Annotated in this window: 22 protein-coding genes, 1 tRNA gene and 1 pseudogene; 20 read left to right on the top strand and 4 right to left on the bottom strand. The window is 58.5% G+C overall.

Annotation, left to right across the window (positions count from 1 at the left end):
• The first annotated feature begins 13 nt into the window (after positions 1 to 13).
• From tviB to H0484_RS15205, 7 genes and pseudogenes are all read left to right on the top strand, one after another.
• Positions 14 to 1,288 carry a Vi polysaccharide biosynthesis UDP-N-acetylglucosamine C-6 dehydrogenase TviB gene (tviB, locus tag H0484_RS07030; protein WP_255644613.1) on the top strand — a complete coding sequence of 425 codons (1,275 nt, stop codon included), beginning with the start codon at positions 14 to 16 and terminating at the stop codon, positions 1,286 to 1,288.
• Positions 1,289 to 1,324: 36 nt separating this feature from the next.
• Positions 1,325 to 2,350, top strand: a complete 1,026-nt coding sequence (locus tag H0484_RS07025) for an SDR family oxidoreductase (protein WP_226953838.1) — start codon at positions 1,325 to 1,327, stop codon at positions 2,348 to 2,350.
• A gap of 51 nt (positions 2,351 to 2,401) precedes the next feature.
• Positions 2,402 to 3,763: a murein biosynthesis integral membrane protein MurJ gene (gene murJ / locus H0484_RS07020; RefSeq protein WP_226953837.1), complete on the top strand. Its 1,362-nt coding sequence runs from the start codon at positions 2,402 to 2,404 to the stop codon at positions 3,761 to 3,763.
• Positions 3,750 to 4,871 carry a glycosyltransferase family 4 protein gene (locus H0484_RS07015; protein ID WP_226953836.1) on the top strand — a complete coding sequence of 374 codons (1,122 nt, stop codon included), beginning with the start codon at positions 3,750 to 3,752 and terminating at the stop codon, positions 4,869 to 4,871. The genes murJ and H0484_RS07015 overlap by 14 nt, the downstream gene beginning before the upstream one ends.
• A 20-nt stretch (positions 4,872 to 4,891) precedes the next feature.
• On the top strand, positions 4,892 to 6,025 hold the full coding sequence (locus H0484_RS07010) for a glycosyltransferase family 4 protein (RefSeq protein ID WP_226953835.1): 1,134 nt from the start codon (positions 4,892 to 4,894) through the stop codon (positions 6,023 to 6,025).
• A pseudogene (locus H0484_RS15210) lies at positions 6,022 to 7,068 on the top strand (glycosyltransferase family 4 protein); the annotation flags it as partial. The gene H0484_RS07010 and the pseudogene H0484_RS15210, both read left to right, overlap by 4 nt.
• 120 nt (positions 7,069 to 7,188) lie before the next feature.
• Positions 7,189 to 8,373, top strand: coding sequence for a glycosyltransferase family 4 protein (locus H0484_RS15205; protein WP_315859940.1), 1,185 nt, complete (start codon positions 7,189 to 7,191; stop codon positions 8,371 to 8,373).
• Between the two features lie 62 nt (positions 8,374 to 8,435).
• Here the strand turns inward: H0484_RS15205 and H0484_RS07000 are convergent, their stop codons facing one another.
• Complete coding sequence (locus tag H0484_RS07000; RefSeq protein ID WP_226953833.1) at positions 8,436 to 9,818, bottom strand: phosphomannomutase/phosphoglucomutase; 1,383 nt, start codon at positions 9,816 to 9,818, stop codon at positions 8,436 to 8,438.
• 202 nt (positions 9,819 to 10,020) lie between these two features.
• On the opposite strand from H0484_RS07000, the gene H0484_RS06995 reads away from it, so the two are divergent.
• Entirely contained in the window at positions 10,021 to 11,442 is a 1,422-nt protein-coding gene (locus tag H0484_RS06995; protein ID WP_226953832.1) for an FAD-binding oxidoreductase, read from the top strand.
• A gap of 24 nt (positions 11,443 to 11,466) precedes the next feature.
• Here H0484_RS06995 and fahA read toward each other — a convergent pair whose 3' ends face one another.
• The 3 genes from fahA to mutM form a co-directional block, all read right to left on the bottom strand.
• Complete coding sequence (fahA, locus tag H0484_RS06990) at positions 11,467 to 12,786, bottom strand: fumarylacetoacetase (protein ID WP_226953831.1); 1,320 nt, start codon at positions 12,784 to 12,786, stop codon at positions 11,467 to 11,469.
• Between the two features lie 13 nt (positions 12,787 to 12,799).
• Complete coding sequence (gene hmgA / locus H0484_RS06985; protein ID WP_226953830.1) at positions 12,800 to 14,101, bottom strand: homogentisate 1,2-dioxygenase; 1,302 nt, start codon at positions 14,099 to 14,101, stop codon at positions 12,800 to 12,802.
• Between the two features lie 131 nt (positions 14,102 to 14,232).
• Complete coding sequence (mutM, locus tag H0484_RS06980; RefSeq protein WP_226953829.1) at positions 14,233 to 15,060, bottom strand: bifunctional DNA-formamidopyrimidine glycosylase/DNA-(apurinic or apyrimidinic site) lyase; 828 nt, start codon at positions 15,058 to 15,060, stop codon at positions 14,233 to 14,235.
• Positions 15,061 to 15,200: 140 nt separating this feature from the next.
• Here mutM and H0484_RS06975 point away from each other — a divergent pair, with 140 nt between their 5' ends.
• From H0484_RS06975 to H0484_RS06920, 12 genes are all read left to right on the top strand, one after another.
• A complete protein-coding gene (locus H0484_RS06975) occupies positions 15,201 to 16,970 on the top strand; it encodes a tetratricopeptide repeat protein (protein ID WP_226953828.1) in 1,770 nt (589 codons plus the stop codon).
• Positions 16,970 to 17,542 (top strand): lipoprotein insertase outer membrane protein LolB, encoded by a 573-nt coding sequence (lolB, locus tag H0484_RS06970; RefSeq protein ID WP_226953827.1) that lies wholly within the window; start codon positions 16,970 to 16,972, stop codon positions 17,540 to 17,542. The genes H0484_RS06975 and lolB overlap by 1 nt, the downstream gene beginning before the upstream one ends.
• 24 nt (positions 17,543 to 17,566) lie before the next feature.
• Positions 17,567 to 18,475 (top strand): 4-(cytidine 5'-diphospho)-2-C-methyl-D-erythritol kinase, encoded by a 909-nt coding sequence (gene ispE, locus H0484_RS06965; RefSeq protein WP_226953826.1) that lies wholly within the window; start codon positions 17,567 to 17,569, stop codon positions 18,473 to 18,475.
• Positions 18,476 to 18,485: 10 nt separating this feature from the next.
• Positions 18,486 to 18,562: transfer RNA gene (locus tag H0484_RS06960), tRNA-Gln, on the top strand.
• Between the two features lie 122 nt (positions 18,563 to 18,684).
• Entirely contained in the window at positions 18,685 to 19,635 is a 951-nt protein-coding gene (locus tag H0484_RS06955; protein WP_226953825.1) for a ribose-phosphate pyrophosphokinase, read from the top strand.
• 98 nt (positions 19,636 to 19,733) lie between these two features.
• Positions 19,734 to 20,333 (top strand): 50S ribosomal protein L25/general stress protein Ctc, encoded by a 600-nt coding sequence (locus H0484_RS06950; protein ID WP_226953824.1) that lies wholly within the window; start codon positions 19,734 to 19,736, stop codon positions 20,331 to 20,333.
• 108 nt (positions 20,334 to 20,441) lie between these two features.
• On the top strand, positions 20,442 to 21,041 hold the full coding sequence (pth, locus tag H0484_RS06945; RefSeq protein WP_226953823.1) for an aminoacyl-tRNA hydrolase: 600 nt from the start codon (positions 20,442 to 20,444) through the stop codon (positions 21,039 to 21,041).
• Entirely contained in the window at positions 21,038 to 21,799 is a 762-nt protein-coding gene (locus tag H0484_RS06940) for a CPBP family glutamic-type intramembrane protease (protein ID WP_226953822.1), read from the top strand. The genes pth and H0484_RS06940 overlap by 4 nt, the downstream gene beginning before the upstream one ends.
• Positions 21,800 to 21,829: 30 nt before the next feature.
• Entirely contained in the window at positions 21,830 to 22,921 is a 1,092-nt protein-coding gene (ychF, locus tag H0484_RS06935; RefSeq protein WP_226953821.1) for a redox-regulated ATPase YchF, read from the top strand.
• 349 nt (positions 22,922 to 23,270) lie between these two features.
• Positions 23,271 to 24,560 (top strand): hypothetical protein, encoded by a 1,290-nt coding sequence (locus H0484_RS06930; RefSeq protein WP_226953820.1) that lies wholly within the window; start codon positions 23,271 to 23,273, stop codon positions 24,558 to 24,560.
• A 35-nt stretch (positions 24,561 to 24,595) separates the two neighbouring features.
• On the top strand, positions 24,596 to 25,651 hold the full coding sequence (locus H0484_RS06925) for a PDDEXK nuclease domain-containing protein (protein ID WP_226953819.1): 1,056 nt from the start codon (positions 24,596 to 24,598) through the stop codon (positions 25,649 to 25,651).
• Positions 25,652 to 25,655: 4 nt separating this feature from the next.
• Positions 25,656 to 25,898, top strand: coding sequence for a hypothetical protein (locus H0484_RS06920; RefSeq protein ID WP_226953818.1), 243 nt, complete (start codon positions 25,656 to 25,658; stop codon positions 25,896 to 25,898).
• Positions 25,899 to 25,923: the final 25 nt, after the last annotated feature.

Genomic DNA, 25,923 nt, shown 5'->3' with positions numbered 1-25,923 from the left:
CAAGGAGAAAGTGTTGCGAATCGAAGACGTGAAACTGGCAGTAGTGGGTTTGGGTTATGTGGGCCTGCCCCTGGCTGTGGAATTCGGCAAGAAGCGCGAAGTATTAGGTTTCGACATCAACGTGCAACGCATTGCCGAGCTGCAAGCTGGGCAGGATCACACGCTGGAAGTTTCGTCCGAAGAACTGGCCGAGGCGGCTCACCTGCGCTTTTCCAGTGATGGGGAGTCCCTGGCTCAGGCCAATGTCTATATTGTCACGGTGCCCACCCCCATAGATGAATTCAAACAGCCTGATCTGACCCCGCTGGTTCGCGCTAGTGAAACGTTGGGTCGGGTGCTCAAGCGTGGCGACATAGTCATCTACGAATCAACGGTCTATCCGGGCGCTACCGAAGAGGTGTGCGTGCCGGTGCTGGAGCGCCTTTCGGGCCTGAAGTACAACCAGGACTTTTTCGCGGGTTATAGCCCCGAGCGTATTAACCCCGGTGACAAGCTTCATCGTGTGGCCACCATCAAGAAAGTCACTTCTGGCTCTACCCCCGAGATCGCCGACCTGGTCGATGCGCTGTATGCCAGCATCATCACGGCGGGCACGCATAAAGCCCCTAGCATCCGCGTTGCGGAAGCCGCCAAAGTGATCGAGAACACCCAGCGCGATGTGAACATCGCCCTGATCAACGAATTGGCGCTGATTTTCAACCGCTTGGGTATCGACACCCAGGCTGTGCTTGAAGCTGCCGGTACCAAGTGGAATTTCCTGCCCTTCCGTCCCGGTTTGGTGGGTGGACACTGCATAGGCGTAGACCCTTACTACCTGACGCATAAGGCACAGGCTATCGGCTATCACCCCGAAGTCATTTTGGCAGGGCGTCGTTTGAACGACAGCATGGGCGGCTATGTGGCTTCGCAGTTGGTCAAGGCCATGGTCAAGCGCACGATTCAGGTGCAGGGTGCCCGCGTTCTTATCATGGGCCTGACTTTTAAAGAAAACTGCCCCGACTTACGCAACACGCGCGTTGTAGATATTGTGGCCGAGTTGGCTGAGTACGATGTGTCGGTCGATGTCTACGACCCTTGGGTGGATGCCGAAGAAGCCAAGCGCGAATATGGGCTGACCCCTGTGTCTGCGCCCGAGGCCGGCTCCTACGACGGTATTGTGCTGGCGGTGTCGCATCAACAGTTCATCGATATGGGTACTCAGGCCATACGGGCCTTAGGCAAACCAGAACACGTACTGTATGACCTCAAGTATGTGCTGGGTACGGACGAATCCGATCTGCGGCTCTAAGCACGTTCAGGCGTCATCAAAGTAGAAAAGGCAAGCATGGAAAATCGTTATCAGACCGTATGTGAGCAATTGCGGGCTCAGCCTGGTCGCTGGTTGGTTACCGGCTGCGCGGGCTTTATTGGTTCCAACTTGCTGGAAGCCTTATTGCAGCTGGACCAAACCGTGGTGGGCTTGGATAATTTCGCGACTGGCCATAGACGCAATCTAGACGAGGTGGCGGCTACGGTGGGGGCCGAACGTTGGGCCAGGTTCCGCTTCATTGAAGGGGATATTCGCGATCTCGACACCTGCCATGAAGCCATGGTGGGGGTTGAACGGGTATTACACCAAGCGGCGCTGGGCTCTGTGCCGCGCTCGCTGGAGGACCCCATCACCAGCAACAGCGTCAACGTCTCCGGTTTCCTGAACATGCTGGTCGCGGCGCGCGACGCCAAAGTGCAGTCTTTCGTGTATGCCGCCTCTAGCTCTACCTACGGTGATCACGAAGCCCTGCCCAAGATAGAAGACCGCATAGGCAAGCCGCTTTCACCCTATGCCGTCACCAAGTACGTCAACGAGTTGTATGCCGATGTGTTTGCCCGCGCCTACGGTCTGGGCAGCACAGGTCTGCGTTACTTCAACGTGTTCGGTAAGCGCCAAGATCCCAACGGGGCTTATGCCGCAGTCATTCCAAAGTGGGTGGCGGCCATGATTCGCGACGAGGTGGTGGTGATCAATGGCGACGGTGAAACCAGCCGGGACTTCTGCTATGTAGACAACGCGGTGCAGGCCAATATTCTGGCTTCTCTTGCCGTGAAAGCCACCGAGCACGAAGTCTACAACGTTGCCTTCAACCAACGCACCACCCTGAATCAACTGTTCGATCAGCTGGTGCAGGCATTGCGCCCTCTTGATATCGACTACAAGCTCGAGCCTCAGCATAGGGATTTTCGCGCTGGTGACGTCAGGCATTCTCAAGCCGATATCAGCAAGGCTAGGCAGCAACTCGGTTACGAGCCGCAGTTCGACGTGGCGCGCGGTATCCAGGCCGCCATGCCTTGGTACGTGCGCTTTCTGGGCTAGCGCCGGCGGAGTTGATGGGATGAAGGCAGGCTTGGCAGGCGGCGACCGCGCATGAAGCGGATACTGCGCAAGCTGGAGGGCTTGCACGCAGATCATCGCCGCATTGCCCGAGGGGCGGCGCGAGTCGCGTTTTTCCTGCTGCTGGGGAAATTTGCGGGTGCAGCCAAGGAAATGGCTGTGGCTTACCGATACGGCATCAGTGATGTCGTCGATGCCTATCAGTTCACCATGACCATGGCCAGTTGGTTGCCGGTGACGCTGGTGGGCGCCTTGTCCGTTGTGCTCATCCCCGTGCTGGTGCGCATGCGCAACGACAGTGCTTCCGGCCAAGCCCGATTCCTAGGTGAGCTGCAGGGCGCATTGCTACTGCTGGGCCTAGGTTTGGCGGGCCTCACCTGGCTGGTGTGGCCGTGGGTTTTGCATTGGGGTGGGCGAGGCCTGGCGCCGGAAGTGCGCGATATGAGTGCCACCCTGTTGCTGGCTTTCGCACCGGCTGCGTTCTTGACGCTCATCACCGGCTTAAGCGCGGCCCGTCTGCGTGCGCGCGAACGTCATATCAATACCTTGCTCGATAGCGTGCCTGCCTTGGCGATTCTGGCCTGGGTGATGTTGGCCGCCGACGACTGCAGCGTGGCGCCCTTATTGTGGGGCACGTTGATTGGCTACTTGATTCAATGTGCGTGGCAACTGAAATTGGCGGCTCGCGCTGACGGCATGTGGGGTAGGCCGTGCCTGGGGCTGACTTCTCCAGCCTGGTCGGGCATGCTGGCTGCCGCAGGTGTCATGATAGTCGGGCAGGTGGCCATGAGCTTCGTTGGACCCATTGATCAATATACGGCTGCCAATTTGGGCCAGAACGCCAATGCCACCTTGGGCTATGCGGCCCGGTTGCTGTCGCTGGTGTTGGGCGTTGGTGCAGCGTCAGTGGGGCGTGCGGCCTTGCCGGTGCTGGCCGATGTGCAACGACAAGGCGATGAGACTAGAGCCCGAGCCATGGCGCTGAAGTGGTCAGTTGCCATGTTGGGCGCGGGCGCAGTGGCGACGGCTGTGGGGTGGGCGCTGGCACCTTGGGGAGTGGCTTTGCTGTTCGAGCGTGGTGCCTTTACGGCTCAGGATACGCTTGAGGTCGCCCAGGCCTTGCGTTGGGGCTTATTGCAACTGCCTTTCTATTTTGGCGTACTTGTGTTGGTGCAGTTGCTGGCCAGCCAGGGGCGTTACCGTATCATGGCCTTGATTGCCGTTGCCAACTTCGGTATCAAGGCCTTGCTCAACCTGTTGTTGGCGCCCAGCATGGGCGTGTCCGGCATTATGCTGGCTACCGTCGGCATGTATGCGCTGTCCTTTACCTGCTATTTGTGCGTGGCTTGGCGCCCGCCTGCTGTCCCTCAAGAGAAAAAACGTGTCCAGCCCTAGCCGTCCCTTACGTATCCTGATTGTCATCCGCTCGTTAGGCGGAGGAGGTGCCGAGCGGGTGGCCGTCGACCTGGCCGAGTACTGGGCGGCCAAGGGTAGGCAAGTCACGATCAGCACGCGTGCTGACGCCTCTGAAGACGCTTACGACTTGCCCCCTTCCGTTGACCGGGTGGTATTGGGCCTGGCTCAGGAAAGTCGCGGCTTGTTCGAGGGCTTGTGCCTTAACCTGCGCCGCGTTTGGCGTTTGCGCCGGCTCATTCGCCGCACCCGTCCCGATGTCGTGCTGGGCATGATGACCACGTCGTCCGTGCTGGCGGTTGTGGCGGCAAGAGGCTTGCGTTGTCGTGTCATCGCTACCGAACACACACATCCGCCGGTTCAAAGCATCTCGGGGCTGTGGCGTTATTTGCGCAAGAAAGCTTATCCGCAGGCGTCTAAAGTCATCACCTTGACCTCTGGCACGGCAGCCTGGGTAGAGCAGAACCTGCCGGGCTCGAAAGTCGCCGTCATACCCAATTCGGTCAGATGGCCCTTGATGCCCGCTGATCCTGTTGTCGAGCCGCCTGAGCGTCATGGGCGTTTACGCTTGCTGGCGGTAGGGCGGCTGCACACACTCAAGGGTTTCGATCTTTTGATCGAGGCTTTTGCGCGCGTTGCCGCTCAGCGGCCTGAGTGGGACCTCGTCATCTTGGGCGAAGGCGCATTGCGTGACCCCCTGCAAAAACAGATAGAAGAACTGGGTTTGACAGAGCGCGTCAGCATGCCTGGCCGTGTTGGTAATGTGGGTCAGTGGTACGAACAGTCGGACATGTACGTGCTTAGCTCGCGTGCCGAGGGCTTGTCCAACACCCTGTTGGAAGCCATGGCCAGCGGCTTGCCTTGTGTGGCTTTCGACTGCGACACCGGGCCGCGCGAAATCATCCGTCCCGATATTGACGGCGTATTGGTTCGCCCCAGCGGGGATGTTTCCGCTTTGGCTGAAGCCTTGGCCGACTTGATGATGCACAGCCATAAACGGCAAATGTATGCCCGGCGGGCGGTCGATGTGAAGGAGCGTTTCTCGCCCGCACGCGTCATGCGCCTGTGGGACGAGCAACTGAGAGACTGACGCAAACAGGAGATTGCAGCATGCGCATATTGTTCCTGGTGGGGCGGCTGGGCGCAGGAGGGGCCGAAAGGGTGGCCACTACGCTTGCCAGCGCCTGGGCCCAAGCGGGGCATGCGGTAACGCTGACGACGACCTTTATTCCCAAAGGCGAGTGCTTCTATCCCCTGGATTCGAACGTAGACCTTTATCATTTGGCCGATGACGTGACGCCTGGCAGCCAAGCTGGTTTAAGTCTGCGTAAATTGGCGGCCTTGCGCACCTTGATGCGCACCCGCAAGCCTGACGTAGTTGTCTCCTTCCTGACCAACGTCAATGTCATGGCATTGATGGCAGCCTGGGGTTTGGGAATTCCTGTGGTTGTGTCAGAGCGCACCGATCCTGTACATGGCCGAAGTGCGGGGCGCGTCTTGAAGCTGTTGCGGCGCATGCTGTATCCACGGGCTGCCAGCGTGGTAGTGCAAACCGAAGCCGCCATACAAGGCATGTTGAGCCAAGCACCGGGTGCGCGCCATGTCGTTGCGATCAGCAACCCCCTTCCCGATGCTTTGGCGGGCATGCAAGTTGCAAGCCAGACAAAAGCAGATGCTTCCGCTTCGCCTCCAATACGCCAGCTTGCAGCCATGGGGCGGCTGATTCCGTCCAAACAGTTCGACTTACTGATACGCGTTTTTGCGCAGTTGGCAGATCAATATCCCGATTGGCACCTGACGATCTGGGGTGAGGGGCCCATGCGCGAATCTTTGCACCAGCAGATAGATGCGGCGGGTTTGGGCGCTCGCATCCAGTTGGCGGGTAACACCAGCCAGCCCTGGCAAGCGCTGTCCAAGGCTGACGCATTTGCCATGGTTTCCGCCATTGAAGGTTTTCCTAATGTGTTGCTGGAATCCATGGCCTTGGGGCTGCCTTGCGTGGTCATGGACTGCCCCAGTGGGCCGGCTGAGATGACGCGCCAGGGCGAGGACGCCTTGCTCGTCCCTTTGGGGGACGAAGCGGCTTTAAGTCAGTCGCTGTCCCGCTTGATGAGTGACGCAAATTTACGGCTCACTTTGGGTGATAGTGCGGCGCAGTCGGTACGGTCACGCTATGGGCTGCCAGCGGTCTTGGCTCAGTGGCAGACGGTTCTGCGTGATGTGACCCAAGCAGGAGGCTTATGAGCGAACAGACATCCCTAGTGCCCCCTACACACGAAGGCCAAACGCCTTTCAGGGTAGTGCATATTATTTCCGGCTTAGGGCAGGGCGGAGCCGAAACGGTACTGTACCGACTGGTAACGGCGCCCGGGCAGCAGATTCAGCACCATGTGGTGTCTCTGACAGATGAAGGGGTATTCGGCGAGCGTTTACGCGCTGCCGGCGTAGCGGTGACGACGCTGGGCATGCCGTCTGGACGCCCCAGCCTGAGCGGTTTGCGGCAGCTTTACGCCTTGCTCAAACGTGAACGTCCGAACGTGGTGCAGACCTGGATGTATCACGCTGATTTGATTGGCGGTGTCGTAGCCCGATTGGCTGGTATACGCGCAGTGTCGTGGGGCATACGCAACTCGGGCGCCAACCTGGCGCAAGGTAGTCGTGCTTCACGTGTTTCCGCCTGGCTGTGTGCCAGGTTGTCCAAATGGGTGCCCGCGCGCATAGTCGCCTGCGCCCAAGAGGCCAGCCGTCGACACCAGCAGTGGGGCTATCGGGCCGACATTATGCAAGTCATTCCCAATGGCTACGATCTGTCGCGTTGGCGCCCTGACGCCCAGGCACGCGCGCGCTTGCGGGCGCAGTGGGGTGTCCAAGACGGAGCCTTGCTGATAGGGAGCGTGGCGCGATGGAATCCCCTTAAGGACCACGGCAACTTTCTGGCGGCTTTTGCGCTATGCGCACGTCAACACAGTGGGCTGAAGGCCGTGTTGCTGGGGGATGGCATTTCAGCAGAGAATGCGGCCTTGATGGCGCTGATTGACCAGCATGGGCTGCGTGAGCAAGTGATGCTGCTAGGGCGGCGAGACGATGTGCCCGAGGTCATGAATGCGCTGGATATGCACGTGCTTTCCAGTATGGCCGAAGGCTTTCCTAATGTCGTGGCCGAAGCCATGGCGACGGGGGTGGCTTGTGTGGTCACGGATGTAGGGGATGCAGCACGTATCGTAGGCGCTGATGGTTGGGTGGCCCCACCGCGCAACGCGCCAGCCTTGGCCGAAGCCATGCTGCAGGCTTTGCAAGTATTGCCACTGCCCGAAACGCGGCAGAAGCTGTTGAATGCGCGTGAGCGTATAGCCGGTGAATATGGTCTGACGCGCATGGTTCAGGCTTACGACAATGTTTGGAGAACCATGGCACAAGAAGAAACGCGAGCTCATTCCAAGAGCGACAAGCGTGCGGCGGGCCCACGCTTGTGCTTTGTGATCAACAATCCCGCCTTCTTCATGTCGCATCGTTTGCCGCTGGCCTTGGGGGCTCGTGATGCGGGTTTCGATGTCCATGTGGCCACCATGGACGGACCGGCTGTTGCGCAAATCAACGAGCACGGCCTCACGCATCACGTAATTCCGCTTTCTCGCAGCGGCGGGAATCCCTTGCAGGAAGTACACAGTATTTGGGCTATGTGGCGCTTGTTTCGGCAGATCAGGCCCGACCTGATCCACGCGGTGACGATCAAACCGGTGCTATACGCCGGGATTGCGGCTCGACTCGCACGGGTGCCCGCTTACATGGCGGCTATATCCGGTCTGGGCTTTTTGTTTCTGGACAATAGCCGCAAGGGCGTGTGGGTGCGTCGCATCGTCACCGTCTTGTACCGCCTGGCGCTGGGGCATCCTAACAGCCGAGTGATTTTTCAGAACCGCAATGATGCCGAAGTGCTGCAGCAGGCCGGTGCGGTCAGGTCTGGGCAAATTGTGCTGATTCGTGGCTCTGGGGTGGACTTGACTGCGTACCAAGCTTTTCCCGAGCCTGAGGGGCCGCCGGTAGCACTAATGGTGGCGCGCATGCTGGCAGACAAAGGCGTACGTGAGTTTGTCGAGGCAGCCAGACTCGCTGCCGGGCAACCCCACGGCTTGCGCTGGGTGTTGGCGGGCAGTCCGGACCCAGGCAATCCGGCTAGTGTGACCGAACAAGAACTCTTGCAATGGCAGACTGAAGGCGTCGTCACCTGGTTGGGTGAGCAACACGATATTGCAGGGCTTTATCGCGACTGCCATATCGCCGTATTGCCCTCGTATCGCGAGGGTTTGCCCAAGTCCTTGATCGAGGCGGCGGCTTGCGGGCGCGCCGTGGTCACCACCGATGTGCCGGGTTGCAGAGACGCGATAACGCCGGATGTGACGGGCCTGCTGGTGCCCGTGCGAGATGCCGTCGCGCTCTGCGAAGCCGTACAGCGCTTGGCGGGTGATGTCGAGTTGCGTACCACCATGGGGCGTGCCAGCCGTGAATTGGCCGAAGAGGCATTCGATATTCGCGAGGTGGTGCGTCGCCATGTGGCGCTCTATCGCGAACTGACGAACACCGGTAAAGCCTGATGGTGTAAAGCAGACGAACACGTGGAAAGTAAAAGGGCGCCAGTGGCGCCCCTTTTACGACTTTAAAAAGGTAGCCTGGCTTCGCCGGCCAAAGGCGTCAATGCAGCGCGAAACTCTGCTTGTATGCGTGCTAAGGCTTCCTGGGTTTCCGCCTCAAAGCGCAGCACCACCACTGGTGTCGTGTTAGACGCCCGTGCCAAACCGAAACCGTCGGCATACTCGGCACGCACGCCGTCTATGGTATTAAGCGCTTGGGCCGTGGGGAAGCGGCCATTGCTCTGAAGCTCGCGGATCAAGGCATGTGGCTGGCCTTCTTGCATCTCCAGTTTGAGTTCAGGCGTGGAGATATCCTTGGGCAGGGCTTCCAGAACGGCGGTGGGGTTGGCGTCACGTGCCAGAATTTCCAGCAGACGGGCACCCGTGTAAAGGCCGTCGTCGAAGCCAAACCAGCGTTCTTTGAAAAACGTGTGGCCGCTCATTTCGCCGGCCAGCGGTGCACCGGTTTCAGCTAGTTTGGCCTTGATCATGGAATGGCCGGTTTGCCACATCAGGGGCTCTCCGCCGGCTTGGCGTATGGATTCGCCCAGATGACGGCTGCATTTGACGTCATAAATAATGGTGGCGCCGGGTTGGCGGGACAAAATGTCGCGTGCATAGAGAATCATCTGACGATCGGGCCAAATGATTTCACCGGTTTTCGTCACCACGCCCAGACGGTCGCCGTCACCGTCGAAGGCCAGCCCGATTTCGCAATCGGTTTGCTGCACGTGACGGATAAGGTCTTCAAGGTTGTGTGGGTCGGCAGGATCGGGATGATGGTTGGGGAAACGGCCGTCAACTTCGCAGAACAAAGTATCGACTTCGCAGCCCAGCGCCTCAAACAATTGGGGGGCGACCGCGCCGGCCACGCCGTTGCCGCAATCGATGGCGATCTTCATGGGGCGCGCCAGCTTGACGTCTTCGACAATGCGCTGAATGTAGGCGGGAACGATGTCGAGTTGGCGACGCGAGCCGCCACCTTCGCCTTCACCCGGGTCTAGCATGATGTGTTTGAGCTCTTGCACCAGCGGCCCATGCAGCGTAATGCCGCCCACCATCATTTTGAAGCCGTTGTACTGCGGCGGGTTATGGCTGCCGGTAATGGCCACGCCCGAGCCGGTTTTTTGGGTATGTGCGGCAAAGTACACCAGCGGCGTAGGCACCATGCCCAGATCCAGGGTGTCGACCCCGCCGGCCATAATGCCCTCTTGCAGCGCGGTAGACAAAGTAGGAGAGCTCAGTCGACCGTCGTATCCAACCACCAAGGTGGAAACACCGGCTTTCTTGGCTTGCTGCGCCAAAGCGCGGCCCAGCAACTGGGCAAATCGATTATTGAGTTGATCGGGCACTATGCCGCGAATGTCGTAGGCCTTGAATACGGCGTTGGGAAGCGTGTTTTGTGTCACGGCGTGATGTCCTTTTAGGAACCCAATAGTGGGTGGATTATGACATAGGCAAGGCTTAAACCTACTCCGGGCAGACCGCCTCTGGGCGCGGCGCGGCTACAATGCATGGATGAAATCATGAAAGCAGCGTTGCCCATTCAAAGGCGGCCTGTTGGGCCTGCCGGCTGCCCGGAAACGCCGGTGTTCACTGGAATGGTTGAGCATGAACGATCTGGTTAAAGCCTTGACGGACCTGTTGGGCGCGGAATACGTATTGCTGGGCGACGAGACCGCGCCCTATGTGGCTGACTGGCGCGAGCGCTATCACGGCAAAGCGCTGGCCGTCGTGCGGCCTGGCTCTACCGAAGAAGTCGCACAAGTGGTCAAGCTTTGCGCCCAGCACGCAACACCTATTGTTCCTCAGGGGGGGAACACGGGTTTATGCGGGGCCGCCACGCCCGATATGAGCGGCAATGCTGTCGTGCTTTCCACCGCTAGACTGAACCGCATCCGCCATATCGACAGCGCCAACGACACCATGGATGTCGAGGCGGGCTGCATATTGCAAAACCTGCAGCAAGCCGCGCGCGATGCAGGCAGGTTGTTTCCGCTCAGTTTGGCCGCAGAAGGCAGTTGCACCATAGGCGGCAACTTGGCCACCAATGCGGGGGGCACTCAAGTACTGCGTTACGGCAATACACGTGACCTGGTCTTGGGCCTCGAAGTCGTCACGCCGCAAGGCGAAATATGGCGCGGTTTGCGCGGCCTGCGCAAAGACAACACCGGCTACGATCTGCGCAACCTTTTCATAGGCAGCGAAGGCACATTGGGCATTATTACCGCGGCTACGCTCAAGCTGTATCCCTTACCGGTGGCGCAATGCACGGCCTTGCTGGCGCTGGGTTCGCTGGATGACGCCATTGCGGTATTGTCCGCCGCCCGCCAAGGCTTCGGCGCCTCCCTCACGGGGTACGAGCTTATGGCCGGCGATTGCTTGCGCCTGGTCAACCAATGCTATCCCCAGCAGCGCTTGCCCTTCGAGGGCGAGTCAGCCGCCAGCCCTTGGTTTGCCTTGCTTGAGCTCTCTGACAGCGAAAGCGAGACGCATGCACGCGAGCGTTTCGAAGCGGTGGTTGGCGAGCTTCTGGAAGCCGGCAGGGTGCTGGATGCGGTGATTGCCGAAAACATCACGCAAAGCAAGGCCTTGTGGCATTTGCGTGAAAGCATTCCTTTGGCAGAAAAAGACACGGGCAAGAGCATCAAGCACGATGTCTCGTTGCCGGTTTCCAATATTGCCGATTTCATTGAACGTGCCAATGCCGCCTTGCAAGCCGCTGTGCCAGGCATACGCCACATCATCTTCGGGCATTTGGGCGACGGCAACTTGCACTACAACGTGGCACGCGGCCCCGACATGAGCGAAGACGCACTGCTGGCGCGCCAAGAAGACGTCTACCGCATCGTGCACGATTGTGTGCACAGCTTAAAAGGCTCTATCAGCGCAGAGCACGGCGTTGGGCAGCTAAAGCGGGATATCCTGCCCCAGTACAAAGACCCGGTTGAAATGGCCCTGATGCACAGAATCAAGCAAGCGCTCGACCCTCAGGGCTTGATGAACCCAGGCAAGGTGCTGGTGACGAGTTAAGCCTGATAGCGGCCTGAGGGCATGTCAGGTCGCTGCCAAGACGATTCCCGAACACTCGCCCAGGCTGACAAGCGGATAACCCTCTTTGCGGCACTCCGCCTTCAAGATGATTTCGTCGCCATCCAGCAAAAAGCTGCGTTGTTCCCCCCAGGGTAGCTGCACAGCCTGCTTGCCGCCCTGGGTCAGTTCCAGCAAAGAACCCTCCTCGCCGGCTTCCGGCCCCGACAGCGTGCCGGTTCCCAACAGATCGCCAGGGCGCAAGTTGCAACCGTTCACGGTATGGTGAGCCAGCAGTTGCGCAGGCGTCCAGTAAGCATGACGAAAATTGCTGCGCGCCAGCTGATGTGGCGCTTGCCCGGTCTGCCGTGACTGAGCCGTGGTCAGCAAGACTTGCAGGTCGATATCGAAAGCACCTGCGCGCGTATTGGCTTCGGAGCTTAAGTAAGGCAGGGGTTGAGGGTCTTGCGCGTCGCGGTTGAAGGCAATGCGAAACGGTGCCAGCGCCTCTAGCGTGACCACCCACGGCGAGAGCGTCGAGGCAAAATTCTTAGCCAGGAAAGGCCCCAAAGGCTGGTATTCCCAAGCCTGAAAATCGCGCGCCGACCAGTCATTCAATAGGCAAAGCCCAAATAGGTGGGATTCGGCTGTTTCTATGTCTATGCGCTGGCCCAGATCATTGCCTTGGCCTATGAACAAGCCCAGTTCTAGTTCGTAATCCAAGCGCTGTGCGGGGCCGAATGCAGGCGCCGCACCCTCTTGCGCGGGGCGAGTCTGGCCTATGGGGCGCGTGAAGCTTTGACCCGACACAATAATGCTGGACGCCCGACCGTGATAACCAATGGGCACCCACTTGTAATTGGGTAGCAATGGGTTGTCGGGCCGAAACTGACGCCCGACTGCAGTGGCGTGATGCAAAGAAATATAGAAATCCGTGTAGTCGCCGATTTGTGCGGGCAGCTTCAGGTGGGCGCTTAGACGAGGGGATAGCGCCGATGCCAGTACGGGCTGCAGCGCTGAACCTTGCGCCAGTGCCGCACTGAGCGCAGCGCGCAATGCGCTGGTGTGTGTGGCGGGCAGGCCCATCAAGGCATTCAGGGTTTGCCCCTTGCATGCAGCCAAAGCTTCCGCGGCCTGCCCCTGAAACGGGGCCAAAGCGGCTACCTTGCGTATATCCAGAATGCTGTCGCCTATGGCAACGCCGACGCGCCAGTCTGCCGCTTCGTTCTCGGGATGAAAAACACCGAAGGGAAGATTCTGGATGGGAAACCCGTTCTCGGGGGCGTTGGCGCTTTCGACCCAGCTGCGTAGCTGAGGGGCGTGGGTGGCGTTCAGGGCGGTCGTCATGAAGCAGAGTCCTTCAAGGCTGTTGCGGATTAAAGTTGCGTTGCAAGCCGTCCCAACAAGCGAGATAGTTGCGTTGCCGCAGGGGCGACGCCAGGGCTGCGGGTGTGGGCCGAATGACGCGCCGAGTTTCAAACATGAAAGCCAGTGTCTCTCGCAGATATTGCGGTTGGCGGGTATCCAGTTCGCTGGCGTGACGGAAGGTCTGGGCGTCTGGCCCGTGAGGCGTCATGCAATTGTGCAGACTTGCGCCGCCGGGCTCGAAACCTTCTGCCTTGGCATCGTACACGCCTTGAATCAAGCCCATGAACTCGCTGGCTACGTTGCGGTGAAACCAAGGAGGGCGGAAGGTGTTTTCCATCGCCAGAATACGGGGGGGGAAGATGACGAAATCCAGGTTGGCGACGCCGGGGGTATCGGAGGGCGAAGTCAAGACCGTGAAAATACTGGGGTCGGGGTGATCGAAGCTGACTGAGCCCATGGCGTTGAAATGGCGTAAGTCATACTTGTAAGGCGCATGCGTACCGTGCCAGGCCACCACATCCAGCGGCGAGTGATCTATGGCTGACCGCCAAAGCGCCCCGCCAAAGCGCGCAATCAGTTCGAATGCGCCGTCCTTATCTTCGTAGGCGGCCACGGGTGTTTGAAAGTCTCGGGCGTTGGCTAAACCATTGGAACCCATGGGACCAAGCTCGGGCAGGCGTAATGGCGCACCGTAATTTTCTAGCAGATAGCCGCGTGCGTGCCCGTCGGGCAGTCGCATCTGAAAACGTATGCCACGAGGGATAACGAGAATTTCACAAGGAGCGACCTCAAGTATGCCTAACTCGGTAAAAGCGCTTAGGCGCCCTTGCTGTGGCACGATCAGCATTTCGGCGTCGGCATTGTAAAAATAGCGCGCGTGCATGTCGGCAGTAGCGGCGTACAGGTGTATGCCCACGCCCGAGAGATCGGCGGGGCTGCTGTTGCCTGCCCAGGTATGGATGCCGTCTATGAAATCAGTAGGGGCGTTTGGCGGAGCGAGAGGGGACCAGCGCATGGGTTCTGGTGAAAACGGGCCGCTACCGAAATCGGCCGACCACGAGGCCTGCTCGTAAAGTTCCGGGGCTTGAAGACCCGCTGCCGAGGGGCGGATGCGATATAACCAACTGCGACGGTTATCAGCGCGTGGCGCTGTAAAGGCGGTGCCCGAGAGCTGCTCTGCGTATAAACCGTAGGCGCAGCGCTGGGGCGAATTCCGGCCTATGGGTAAAGCGCCCGCAAGCGCTTCTGTAGCCCAGTCGTTGCAAAAACCGCTCTGATAAACAAGGGAAGACATGAGTGTGTCTCCGGTTGGTATGGGGAATCAGGGGCGGGCGTGATGGTTTTTGAACGCTATTTTCTTAAAGCCCGTTATGGATTGATTTTAGTTTTAGTTGAATCAATTTGTCTATTACTAATTTTTTAGGGTTATCGCTTCTGGCAGGTGGGGCAGTAGTAGGTGGCACGCTGGCCCTGCACTATGCGTTTGATAGGGGTGGCGCAAACCCGGCAAGGCTGGCCGGCCCGGTCATAGACCGCCGCATGAATTTCAAAGTAGGCGCCGGGCTGCCCTGAGGCATTCACATAGTCGCGCAGTGTGCTGCCTCCTGAGGTCAGGGCGTCTTGCAGTGTGGCCTGTATGGCAGCGTGCAGGCGCTGAATACGGACCAAAGCAATCCGACCGGCTGGGGTGGCGGGGTGAATACGCGCACGAAACAAAGACTCGCAAGCATAGATATTGCCCACGCCCACGACAATATTGCCCGCCAGTAGTGCGGGTTTAATGGCTTGCTGCTTGCCGCGCAGATGCTGATACAAATGGTCCGCGGTAAAGTCCGGCCCCAGCGGTTCTACTCCCAGCCCCGCTAACAAGGGGTGCTGTTCTATCGGGCCGGCACTCGCGTCGTGCCAAAGCACGGCGCCGAAGCGGCGGGGGTCGTGCAATAAAAACCGGGCGTCATCAAACCGCCACTCTACGTGGTCATGTTTGCGCTTGTCCTCATCCAGCGGCGCGCGACGCAAAGAGCCGGACATGCCCAGATGAACGATCAGACAGCCATGGTCGAAGTGCAACAACAAGTATTTGCCGCGGCGGTCACAGCGCCGTACAACTTGGCCGTCCACCAGCACCGAGAGGCCTTCTGGGATAGGCCAGCGCATGCGGGGCTCGTGAACGACAAGCCGACGCAGGGTTTGGCCGGTCATGACCGTCGCTATTCCGCGACGAGTGGTTTCAACTTCCGGTAATTCGGGCATGGCGGGGTGCTAACATGCATAACTTGAATGCGCTAGTTTAATTTGCTTTGTCCGGCTCAGTTACGACGGAAACCCTAAGCTTATCCCGCTGCAAGGTTTGCAGGTTTTCCCCCAACATGTGTCAGGGCGTTTTTTCCTGCATGAAACTCTCCTCTCTATTTTTGTTTTCCTCGGTTCTGTGCAGCACAGTTTTGCCTGCGGTACAGGCACAGGAGTTCCTGCGGCCCGAAACGCCCGTGGAGGAAATCCGACTGCGGCCCGGCCAGCTACCTGCTGTCAAGCTCACGGGCGAATTGCTCTATCGCGTGCTTTCTGCGGAAATCGCCGCGCATCGCGGGCATTTCGATATGGCCAGCGGTTGGTTCTTCGGCTTGGCGCGCGACACTTCCGATCCGCGTTTAGCGCAGAAAGCTTTCCAGGCTTCGGTGTTGGCCCGCAATATGGAACGCGCTCAGCGCGCCGCTCAACAGTGGGTGTTGCTGGCACCCGATGACGAAGAAGCTGTGGCCAGTGCCATGGCCTTGGCGGCGTCAAACGGGCGTACCTCTGGCATGGCGGGTGCCCTGCGTGCCCGTATCGAGCGGGCCGAAAACGCCGAACTGGCCATCATGCAGGCCGCCGCCATTGTCAGTAAGCTCAACGATAAGCAGGCGGCACTGAGCGTGCTCGACCAAACCCTCACCGAAGAGATGCGCGAGTTGCCGGTCGCGCATTTGGCGCTTTCTGATGCGGCTTGGGCTGCGGGGCAGGCCGCGCGCGCGCTCCAAGAGGCGCGCCACGCTTTGCAGCTTGATCCCAATCTTGAGGGTGCGGCGCAGCGCATGCTTGAGTACGGCCTGGGCGTTGATCCTGCACAGGCAATAGAACAAGCGCGAGCCTTCCTGGTGCGCCACCCTAATGCCGACAAGCTCGCCATGCAGTTGGCTTCTCATCTGGCGCGACAAGGCCGCGTAGACGAAGCGTTGACCTTGGTCGGCCAACTGCAGCAGCGGGCACCTGAGGACTTCGACCTGATGCGCGTAGAGGCCGAGCTCAATTTGCAGGCCGGGCGTTTGGCTCGCGCCAAAGAGTTGCTACACGCTTACATACAAGTTCAAACGCAGCGGCGCGCAGCGGTCAATGATCAAAGCAGTAGTGCCGCCTCTGATGCCTCAGACGCTCGTCTATTGTTGGTGCAAATAGCCGAAAAAGAAGGCAATGTGCACGACGCCATCGAGCAACTGGATCTGGTAGAAGATCCGACCTTGGTGTTTCAGGCGCAAATCCATAAGGCTGTCTTGCATGGTCAGCTGGGTAACTTGGCCGAGGCCTTGCGCACCCTGGATGCCCTGCAACCTCGCAGCGACGAAGAGCAGGCGGTGTTGATGCTGACGCAAGCGTCCATCTACCGCGATGCGGGGCGCAGCGAGCAAGCCGTCGAACTGCTGGAAAAGGGTGATCGCCGACTGCCGGACACCATAGAGATCAAATACGATTTGGGCATGATGTACGAGCGGCAGGGGCGCTTCGAGGATTTCGAGCGCATGATGCGCGAGATCATCGCACTGGATGCCGAGCACGCCAATGCATTGAACTCTTTGGGTTACACCTTTGCCGATCAAAACGTGCGGCTGCCCGAAGCGGGACAGTTGCTTGAAAGGGCTTTGCAGCTCGAACCAGACAACCCGTATATCCTGGACAGCATAGGCTGGTATTACTACCGTGTTGGCGACTTGGCGACGGCGCTGCGCTATCTCGAACGCTCTTACCAATTGCTGCCCGCTGCCGACGTTGCCGCGCATTTGGGTGAAGTGCTCTGGAAGCAAGGCCGGCGCGATGAGGCCAAACGCATATGGCGTGAGGCTTTGGCTAAAGAGCCCGAGAACGATGTGGTGCTCAGGACACTGCGTCGCCTAGAGGTCAAGCTGTGATGCGTGACTTTAAGCGCCTGGCGATAGTTGTCTTGTCACTGTGTTTGGCGGCTTGCGCTACGCCCCAATACATAGGCGGCGAACCAGCGGCAAGCATGTTCGAGCGCGTCGGGCGCTTTGCCGTGAGTGCAGACATTCCGGGCGAGCCTCAGCAAGCAGCGCAGGGTGGTTTTGCTTGGCAGGATGCCGGCAAGGTGCTGAAGGTAGATTTGGCCACGCCTATGGGGGCTACCTTGGCGCGTGTGCAAGTCCAGCCGGGGCACGCTCGTCTTACGCCTGCCGAAGGCGATGAAATTCATGCGGCCACCGCCGACGCACTACTCGAACAAGTGCTTGGTAGCCCGGTGCCTGTGGCGCAGTTGCGTTACTGGCTGCGTGGGCAGCTGGGCCCCGAGCCAGCTCAAGAGGTAAAGCTCGACGAACAAAAGCGCCCGGAAAGTTTCCGGCAAGAAGGGTGGTCTGTTGTGCTGAGCCGCTACGATACTCAGGGCCCACGCCTGCTGCGACTTTCGCGCCAAGAGGCAGGGCGGCAGATCAGCGTACGCCTGGTCGTCGACGCCTCTCAACCCTGAGCCTTAAGCCAAGTTCAATACCCCATGCTTTACGACGTACCCGCACCCGCCAAGCTGAATCTTTTTCTGCATGTTGTGGGGCGCAGGCCCGACGGCTATCACTTGCTGCAAACGGTTTTTCGTTTCATAGATCTATCCGATGTGCTGTCTTTCGACCTGCGTCGCGATGGGCAGCTTAGCTGTGAGAACGACCTTGATATTCCGCCCGAGTCAGACCTTGTGCTGCGTGCGGCTCGTCTCTTGCAGCAACATACCGGTGTGCGCCAGGGCGCGCATATCGTTTGTCGCAAGCATATTCCGGCAGGCGGGGGCTTAGGTGGGGGGTCTAGCGACGCGGCCACCACACTCATTGCCCTGAACCGTCTGTGGCAGACCGGGCTGGATAGAACGGCTCTTGCCCGATTGGGCGTGCAACTGGGGGCGGATGTTCCGGTGTTTCTGTATGGGCAACCGGCTTTTGCTGAAGGGATAGGCGAGCAGCTGACGGCAGTGCCGGTACCCGACTGTGCTTATTTAGTGGTGCAGCCTGATGCTTTTGTGTCGACTCCCGAGGTTTTTTCGGCACCCGAGTTGACAAGAGATTCTGAATCGATCAAAATAACGTTCTTTGCTGATTGGCAAAAAGATTGTGAAAGCTTTTTTGGCAAAAACGATCTTGAGCCCGTTGTCATGGCAAGATACCCAGCAGTGCAGGCAGCCCAAAAGTGGCTTGCGCAGCAAGGTGTCGTGGCCCGGATGACAGGTTCTGGTGCTTGCATGTTCGCGCAGTATCCCGACTTGCAACAAGCCAGTTCCAATCAAAAGCAAATTGCCGGTAAAATAGCAGTCAGTTTGCAAGAAAGCAGCAACTCAACTGGTAGTATGCCTTTAAGCGCTATACGTCAGGTTTGGGCTTGCGTTGGTTTGCAAGATCACCCGCTACGTTATTGGTAGTCATAACATTTGGGGAATCGCCAAGCTGGTTAAGGCACTGGATTTTGATTCCAGCATGCGAAGGTTCGAATCCTTCTTCCCCAGCCAATTTAAATGGCTAGCCCTGCTAGGGCGGCTGTAGTCATCACAAAGCTGTTGAGTCGGCCCTGCGTCATCGGGGTGCGGTCAACAGCTTTGTTGTTGACGCCACCGGATCCTCACCATCCATCATGGCACACGACAGATTCATGATCTTCACAGGCACCGCCAACCCCCGTTTGGCGGTCGATGTCGTCAACCATCTAGGCATGTCCCTGGGCAAAATGGCGGTAGGCCGTTTCTCCGACGGCGAAGTCATGGTTGAGATCAACGAGAACGTTCGTGGTAAGGATGTCTTCGTTTTGCAGCCCACCTGTGCGCCCACCAACGACAACCTCATGGAAGTCATGGTAATGGTTGACGCCTTGCGTCGCGCATCGGCCGGTCGCATTACGGCTGCCATTCCTTACTTTGGTTATGCCCGCCAAGACCGCCGCCCCCGCTCGGCGCGCGTGTCCATCTCGGCCAAAGTCGTGGCCAATATGCTGCAAGTCGTAGGCGTCGATCGCGTCATGACCATGGACCTTCACGCTGATCAGATCCAGGGCTTTTTTGATATTCCTGTCGACAACATTTACGCCGGCCCTCTATTGCTTAGCGATATCTGGCGCTGCAACCACGAGAACGTGGTGGTGGTGTCTCCCGATATCGGTGGCGTGGTGCGTGCCCGGGCGTTGGCCAAGCGCCTCGAAGTCGACCTGGCCATCATCGACAAACGTCGCCCGCGTGCCAATGTCTCCGAAGTCATGAACATCATCGGCGATATCGACGGTCGTACTTGCATCATCATGGATGACATGGTGGATACGGCCGGCACGCTGTGCAAAGCGGCCCAAGCGCTCAAAGAGCGCGGCGCCACAAAAGTCTTTGCCTACTGTACGCACCCGGTGTTGTCGGGTGGCGCGGTACAGCGCATCGCCGCTTCCGAACTCGACGAACTCGTCGTCACCAACAGCATCCCACTTTCCGAAGAAGGCGTCGCTTGCGCCAAGATTCGCCAGTTGTCTTGCGCCTCCTTGCTGGGTGAAACCATGCTGCGCATTTCCAACGAAGAATCCGTCAGCTCGCTGTTCGTCGAATAAATTTTTTGTTTCAGGTGCTGGTCGCGGCACCTGAAGCCTTGTGTGTGGCTCAGCCACACTTTTCTTGATCGGGGCTTAGCCCCAAAACGGAGTCATCCATGAAATTCAATGCCACATCGCGTAGCGTCCAGGGTTCGAGTGCGAGCCGCCGCCTGCGCCGCGCCGGGCGTGTTCCCGCCATCGTCTACGGTGGTCAAGAACAGCCTCTGAACATCGAACTCGACCACAACGAGATCTACCACGCCCTGCGTAAAGAAGCCTTCCACGCTTCCATTCTCGATATGGAATTCGAAGGCAAGACCCAGTCCGTGCTGCTGCGTGCCGTGCAATGGCACCCCTACAAGCAACAAGTCCTGCACATCGACTTCCAACGCGTCAGCGCTACTGAGTCCATCACGACCAAGGTTCCCCTGCACTTCCTCAATGGCGACAACTCGCCCGCAGTGAAGCTGGGCGGCGCCATGATTAGCCAAATCGCTACCGAACTCGAAGTCACCTGCTTGCCAGCCGACTTGCCCACAGCCATCGAAGTCGATCTGTCCAAGCTCGAAGCCGGTGCTTCGGTGCACCTGGCCGACGTTGCCTTGCCCAAGGGCGTTACCGCTGTTGTGCATGGTGATGACAACCCAGTGCTGGCTCTGGCCGTGGTGGCCGGCGGCGCTAAATCCGAAGAAACCGAAGAAGACGCTGGCGAATAAGCTTTGCCCGCTGCCGCACGCCCACCTCTCGCGGGCGTGTCCAGGTTTTTTTTCTGAACCACCCCTGAGGCCCTCGGCTGTCAGGGGTGCGTTTTATGGGGGACTATCTTGAAACCACCCATACGCCTGATCGTTGGTCTGGGCAATCCAGGCCCAGAATACGAAGCCACACGTCACAACGCCGGATTCTGGCTTGCCGACCACGTGGCCGATGACGTGCGCGCCAATTTCAACCAAGACAAAAGTTTTCATGCCTGGGTAGCCAAGGGCCGATTCGACGGCCAGGTTGTCGTGGTTGCCAAGCCGAACACCTTCATGAATCGCTCTGGTCAATCGGTTGGGGCATTGATGCGCTTTTATAAGCTGGCGCCCGAAGAGCTCTTGGTGTTGCATGATGAACTCGATTTGCCGCCCGGTCAGGCCAAGCTTAAGCAGGGCGGGGGCCATGCGGGCCACAATGGCTTGCGCGACATCCAATCGGTGCTGGGTAGCCCGGCCTTCTGGCGTTTACGTATAGGCATAGGTCATCCGCGCAGCTTGGGCTTGGCACAGCAGGTCGCCAATTTTGTGCTGCATCCCCCACGAGCCGATGAAGCCGGCCCCATAGGCGACGCTATCGCGCGCTGCAGGGCCGTCGTGCCTGACCTGCTTAGCGGGGAGTTTGAGCGCGCCATGCATGTCTTGCACAGCGGTGATAAACGCCAGTGAATAGCGCCCGTCCACTTTTCAAGCACGAACTGCTGAATTTCCTGGCTTTTGCGGTGCGCCCCACATTGGGGCCGCGCTTGCCGGGCAGGCAGTTGGGTGACGGATGGCATCTGGACTGGTTCCAGGCTTTACCCTTGAAGCGCCTGCTTCAGTGGGCGCTGGCGCTGTGGGCTTTGAACATGCTGGCGCTAGGCCCCCTGGCCTTATCCGCCGCGTCTGCCGCGGGTGCGCAACACCGCTTGGACATCCACAATATTCCCTGGCTGCACGCCTTGCTATGGGCGCCCATAGTCGAAGAGCTGGTGTTTCGTTATGGCCTGCGCCAGCCCGTTAAGTCGTTATGGCTATTGCCGTTTGCGATAGCCGCGATGCTGATGGGGCCGAAGTGGCAAGCCATGCTGCTATTAGGGGCGGGCGTTTTGCTATGCTGGTGGTTGCACGGACGCAGGTCTTTGGTTTGGCGCCCCTCGTTGCACTGGCATGCGGCTTACCGACGCCGGTTTCCCTGGGTGCTGCATTTAGCTTGCCTGGCATTTGCCGCAGTGCATCTGCATAATTTTTCTTTGCAATCGGCGCCGCTATGGTTGCTGCCCCTTATGGTGGCTCCGCAATGGCTAACCGGCTTGGTGTTGGCCTGGTTGCGTGTGCGCCGGGGCATAGGCGCCGCTATCGCCCTTCATGCCATTTTCAATGGCGGCCCGTTATTGCTGATTTTTCTGCTTTTGACTTTATTGGGCGGCGAGTTGCCGCTTTCTTGAACCGATCACTGATTTAATACTGGAACACTCATGGCTTTGCAATGTGGCATCGTTGGCCTACCCAACGTCGGTAAATCCACCCTGTTCAACGCACTGACCAAGGCAGGCATCGCCGCCGAGAACTACCCGTTCTGCACCATAGAACCCAACGTGGGGGTGGTAGAGGTGCCCGATGCGCGCCTGGACGCGCTGGCCGAAATCGTTAAGCCCGAACGCGTGCTGCCCGCCGTGGTCGAGTTTGTCGACATCGCCGGCTTGGTGGCGGGGGCTTCCAAAGGCGAGGGCCTGGGCAACCAGTTCCTGGCCAACATCCGCGAAACCGATGCCATCGTGCAAGTGGTGCGTTGTTTCGAAGACCCCAACGTCATCCACGTGGCAGGTCGTATCAGCCCGTTGGACGACCTTGAAGTCATCAACACCGAGTTGGCGCTGGCTGATTTGACCACTGCCGAGAAAGCCTTGCAGCGTCACCAGAAAACCGCACGTTCCGGCGACAAAGACTCCATCAAAATGGTGGCAGTACTTGAAAAAATCATCCCTGCCCTGAACGAAGCACGCACCATCCGTTCGCTGGGCCTGGACGAAGAAGAACTGGCCATGGTCAAGCAATACTGCTTCATCACCGCCAAGCGCTGCATGTATATCGCCAACGTCAAAGAAGACGGCTTCGAAAACAATCCCCACTTGAAAGCCGTACAAGACTATGCGGCTGTCGAAAACGCACCGGTCGTAGCCGTATGTGCCGCCGTCGAAGCTGAAATCGCCGAGCTTGACGACGCCGACAAGCTTGAGTTTCTGGCCGACCTGGGCATGGAAGAGCCAGGCTTGAACCGCGTGATTCGCGCCGCCTACTCGCTGCTGGGCCTGCAAACCTACTTCACCGCCGGCGTCAAAGAAGTCCGCGCCTGGACCATCCGCATCGGCGACACCGCCCCCAAAGCCGCAGGCGTCATCCACACCGACTTCGAACGCGGCTTCATCCGCGCCCAAACCATCGCTTACGACGACTACATACAGTTCAAAGGCGAATCAGGCGCAAAGGAAGCCGGCAAAATGCGCGCCGAAGGCAAGGAGTATGTGGTACAGGATGGGGATGTGTTGAACTTCTTGTTTAACGTTTAAACGTGTGATCAACGTCTGACGATTTTTGCTGGATCTCGGTGGCGCTCAGTAGCGCTTGGTGGACGGGTTGGCTCATTTGAAATCAATGGGTTGCGTAAGCAATACGGTCTACTGAGCGTTCCTATTGTTCGTCGAGGTCTGAAAAATTCGGGGGTAGCGTTGGGGGTAAAGATCCAGGTTCCGACAATTGAGGAGCAGGACGCCATCGCCACCGCCCTCGAAACCCGTCGCATCAAGACTCACGCCCTCAAACAGGCCATGATGCAGGAACTGCTGACTGGCAGGACGAGGCTGGTATGAATGCGTTGAACGATGCCGATGCCGATGCCGATGCTGATGAGGAAGCCTCATGACAGACAAGAAGCGCATTGCTGATAACGAGTCGATAGCTGAGATGCTTCGACTTATTGAAGGTGCCAGTGCTATTGAAAGCCTATGGCACGCTATCCCGTTACTTCAGCAAGCGTTTCCGCGACTCCCGGATTTTTCAGAAAAGCTCTCGGAGCTGAAGGAGCAATCCAAGATCTCCCTGCTACCGGATCGTTTCAACGAACTCTTTGCTTCATCAGGCTGGATTGCGTATGAATCCATGAGTCTGGAGGTGATGAAACATGCCATCGAAAGGTTCGAGGCGCATGGTTTGGAAGCTGCGGAAGATTATCTTGTTAGCACCTACGATGCCGATACCTTGAAGTGGGGCATTGTGCGGTTCAATGGGCATGATGAGTTCAGGAAAAGGATGCGCTTGATCGAGCTCGCAAAAGATGATTATCTGGCGGAGCGTTACCACGCCTGCACACCGTTGTTGCTGAGTTTGATGGATGGCTTGGCCAACGATGTTTCCCGGCATGTGGGGCTCTTTGCTGACAATGCAGACTTGACTGCATGGGATTGCATAGCGGCACACGAATCAGGGCTTCAGGCTTTGGTGACGTTAATGACCAAAGGCAGGGGTAAGACAAGCGAAGAATCCATTTCCGTTCCATTCCGCCACGGCATTCTTCACGGGCGGGAGCTGGCATTCGACAACCGTATCGTAGCTGCGAAGACGTGGGCGGCATTTTTCGCAATACGGGATTGGGCTGGGGCGCTGGCCGAAGGCAAGAAGACCTCGACACCAAAGCAAGAACCAACCTGGAGCGAACTGCTTCAGTCGCTCAATAAAACACAGGAAACCAAGCGACTTCTTGATGCCTGGAAGCCGAGAGAAAAAGAGGATTTTGCATACCTTCCCTGCGATGGATTATCGTCCTCACTGCCTGAGAATTCGCCAGAACGCATGGTGGCCGAGTTCATGGAAAACTGGAGGCTAGGGAGGTTCGCTCCGCTGGCTGACTCGCTTTCCCACACCTATGACATGGCGATGGGAAAGAAAGCCGGAGAAGCAAAGCAGGATTTCGGAAAATACAAGGTTGTTTCGTTTCAGATCGTAGACGTGGAAGACCGCACTCCTGCGTACTCCACCGTTACCATCAGGGCAACATTCAGCGCCGAAAATGACGTTTTCGAAGAGGTGCTGAAAGTGTCGGCGGGCTATCAGGATGGAAAAGGATTGCCCATGTGCCGTCTGGAGTCAGGCGGGAAATGGGCGCTGGTTCAGAACTCATTTCGCAGTGTGATCTACAGGAATGTCCAATAAGGGAAACAACGGATAACAAAGAAGATGGAAAGCCGATGACCGACAAACCAATCTCCCTAACCTCCACCCCGCAAGGCTACGCCGACTGGCTGGCTGACCTGAAGGGACGCATCCACACCGTGCAGCAGCGTGCGGCGTTGGCGGTCAACCGGGAACTGGTGAGTCTGTACTGGCAGATCGGCCGCGACATCCTGGCGCGGCAGGCCGAGCAGGGTTGGGGCGCAAAGGTGATCGAGCGGCTGGCGCATGACCTGCGTGCCGCCTTCCCGGAGATGAAGGGTTTTTCGCCGCGCAACCTCAAGTACATGCGGGCGTTTGCCGAGGCCTGGCCGGACGCTGAAATTGTGCAGCAGACTGCTGCACAATTGCCCTGGGGTCACAATCTGGTATTGCTGGATCGCCTGAAAGCGCCAACGGAGCGCTTGGCGTATGCCCTCGCGGCCATCGAACATGGTTGGTCGCGCAATGTGCTGAACATCCACATCGAAACCCGCCTGCTGGAGCGCACGGGCAAAGCCGTTACCAACTTCAATCAGCGCCTGCCAGCACCGCAATCCGATCTGGCCATCGAGTCGCTGAAAGATCCGTACCGCTTCGATTTTCTCGGCCTGGGCGAGGAAGCACAGGAACGCGAGATCGAAAACGCGTTGGTGCAGCACGTCACCGATTTCCTGCTTGAGCTGGGTGCGGGCTTTGCTTTCGTGGGCCGGCAGGTGTTGCTGGACGTGGGCGGCGAAGAGTTCTTCATCGACCTGTTGTTCTACCACCTCAAGCTGCGCTGCTACGTGGTGATCGAACTGAAGGCCGGCAAGTTCAAGCCCGAGCATCTGGGGCAACTGGGCTTTTATCTGACGGCAGTGGATCGGCAGGTGAAGCACGCGCAGGATAACCCGAGTATCGGCCTGCTGCTGTGCAAGAGCAAGAACAAGGTGGTGGCCGAGTACGCCCTGGGCGATAAGTCGCAGCCCATGGGCATTGCTGAATACAAACTGGTGGAATCCCTGCCGCAAGAGTTGCAAACCGGCCTGCCGACGATCGAACAGATCGAGCGGGAGCTGGCCAAGCCTATGGATGATGGCACCGAGGAATGATGCGATGACCCAGCCCATGCCGCGCTCCGAGCGCAACAGCCAAAACCGCGTGGCGCGGCTGTTCACCACCCCACTGGCCGATGGCGGCCTTGGCTACGAACATCTGGGCAACTGGAGCAAGCGCGATCACAACCGCGCCATCGAAGTCGATCTGTTGCGCGCCAACCTGGCCGCTCGCGGGTACTCGCCCGCCCACATCAGCGCAGCCTTGCAGAAGCTGGAAGTCGCGATGGATGTCAGAGTATGAGTATTCGCTTGTTCTTCCCATTCAT

This window comes from Mesopusillimonas faecipullorum (assembly GCF_020539505.1).
GTDB lineage: Bacteria > Pseudomonadota > Gammaproteobacteria > Burkholderiales > Burkholderiaceae_B > Mesopusillimonas > Mesopusillimonas faecipullorum.
This window is presented reverse-complemented; position numbering and strand designations above follow the sequence as displayed.

Coding starts and splice junctions, on each gene's coding strand:
- H0484_RS07025 (WP_226953838.1), top strand. CDS start 1,325: ATGGAAAATCGTTATCAGACCGTATGTGAGCAATTGCGGGCTCAGCCT.
- murJ (WP_226953837.1), top strand. CDS start 2,402: ATGAAGCGGATACTGCGCAAGCTGGAGGGCTTGCACGCAGATCATCGC.
- H0484_RS07010 (WP_226953835.1), top strand. CDS start 4,892: ATGCGCATATTGTTCCTGGTGGGGCGGCTGGGCGCAGGAGGGGCCGAA.
- H0484_RS15205 (WP_315859940.1), top strand. CDS start 7,189: ATGGCACAAGAAGAAACGCGAGCTCATTCCAAGAGCGACAAGCGTGCG.
- H0484_RS06995 (WP_226953832.1), top strand. CDS start 10,021: ATGAACGATCTGGTTAAAGCCTTGACGGACCTGTTGGGCGCGGAATAC.
- fahA (WP_226953831.1), bottom strand. CDS start 12,786: ATGACGACCGCCCTGAACGCCACCCACGCCCCTCAGCTACGCAGCTGG.
- hmgA (WP_226953830.1), bottom strand. CDS start 14,101: ATGTCTTCCCTTGTTTATCAGAGCGGTTTTTGCAACGACTGGGCTACA.
- mutM (WP_226953829.1), bottom strand. CDS start 15,060: ATGCCCGAATTACCGGAAGTTGAAACCACTCGTCGCGGAATAGCGACG.
- H0484_RS06975 (WP_226953828.1), top strand. CDS start 15,201: ATGAAACTCTCCTCTCTATTTTTGTTTTCCTCGGTTCTGTGCAGCACA.
- lolB (WP_226953827.1), top strand. CDS start 16,970: ATGCGTGACTTTAAGCGCCTGGCGATAGTTGTCTTGTCACTGTGTTTG.
- ispE (WP_226953826.1), top strand. CDS start 17,567: ATGCTTTACGACGTACCCGCACCCGCCAAGCTGAATCTTTTTCTGCAT.
- H0484_RS06955 (WP_226953825.1), top strand. CDS start 18,685: ATGGCACACGACAGATTCATGATCTTCACAGGCACCGCCAACCCCCGT.
- H0484_RS06950 (WP_226953824.1), top strand. CDS start 19,734: ATGAAATTCAATGCCACATCGCGTAGCGTCCAGGGTTCGAGTGCGAGC.
- ychF (WP_226953821.1), top strand. CDS start 21,830: ATGGCTTTGCAATGTGGCATCGTTGGCCTACCCAACGTCGGTAAATCC.
- H0484_RS06930 (WP_226953820.1), top strand. CDS start 23,271: ATGACAGACAAGAAGCGCATTGCTGATAACGAGTCGATAGCTGAGATG.
- H0484_RS06925 (WP_226953819.1), top strand. CDS start 24,596: ATGACCGACAAACCAATCTCCCTAACCTCCACCCCGCAAGGCTACGCC.
- H0484_RS06920 (WP_226953818.1), top strand. CDS start 25,656: ATGACCCAGCCCATGCCGCGCTCCGAGCGCAACAGCCAAAACCGCGTG.